Genomic DNA, 1,082 nt, shown 5'->3' with positions numbered 1-1,082 from the left:
GGAAATAAGAGCACTAGAGAATACGACCTCCTTGGGCGAGTAACAAAGGAGATAGATCCTCTAGGAAACGAGACAAGCTATACCTATACAAAACTTGGAAATGTAGAGACAATCACAGATGTTGCAAGTAGAGTAAGAAGATTTGAGTACACTAGAGGCGGTAAGCTTACAGCTATTTATTTTTGCGGCAAGCTAGAGCAAAGCCTAGAGTATGATGGTGCCGGAAGAGTCTCAAAAAGAACATTTGCAGATGGCTATGAAATATCATATAGCTACGATGCTTTAAGTAGAATTGAAAAAGTAAATGGAACTGATGGAAGAGCGGTGTCATATGAGTATGATGCTATGGGGAGGGCAACAAAGGTATCAGATGGAGATAAAGATACCCTCTATACCTACACAGCTACAGGCAGACTTAAAAGTGTAGTCGATGCTCTTTCAAATGAGACGGTTTACACATACGATGCACTGGATAACCTAAAGAGTATCCATAGAATAGATGGCCTTGCTGATGCTAGTGAGACTAAAGAAGATAGACTTCCAAAGGTAGGAGAAGATGGCCATGTGACAATCTACTCTTATAACTTAGCAGGTCAGCTTACAGAGGTAACAGACGCCTTAGGACAAAAGGAAACCTATGAGTACGACCAGTATGGAAGACTTGTTACAAAGGTAGATAGAGATAATTATTCTACAGCCTATAGCTACAATGATTTGGGAAGAGTAATAAGGGTAGATTATGCAGATGGTAAGTCTGTAGCTTTATCTTATGATGAACTTGGAAGGTTAAATGAGTTTACCGATTGGCTCGGTACAACTTCTATTCAAAGAGATATTCTCGGAAGAGTTTTATCTGTAAATGATTACAATAAAAAGTGCGTCGCTTATAATTATGGCAAGCTTAATGAAAGAACAGAAATAGTTTATCCAGATGGTAGAAAAGTTGATTATATCTATGATGACGAAAGAAAGCTAAGAGAGCTTGTAAATGGAAATGAAAAGACAAGCTATGATTATGATGCGTATGGTAGATTGATTGAAAAGACTCTTCCAAATGGAAATGCGCAAAAGTTTGATTACTT

General features: G+C 38.0%; 1 pseudogene. It reads left to right on the top strand.

Annotation, left to right across the window (positions count from 1 at the left end):
* Positions 1–1,082: pseudogene (locus BLP50_RS14195) on the top strand (RHS repeat protein); the annotation flags it as partial.

Source organism: Pseudobutyrivibrio sp. AR14, from assembly GCF_900101325.1.
Taxonomy (GTDB): Bacteria; Bacillota; Clostridia; order Lachnospirales; family Lachnospiraceae; genus Pseudobutyrivibrio.
Note: the sequence above shows the minus strand (reverse complement) of the source record. Positions and strands in the feature narration are given on the sequence as shown.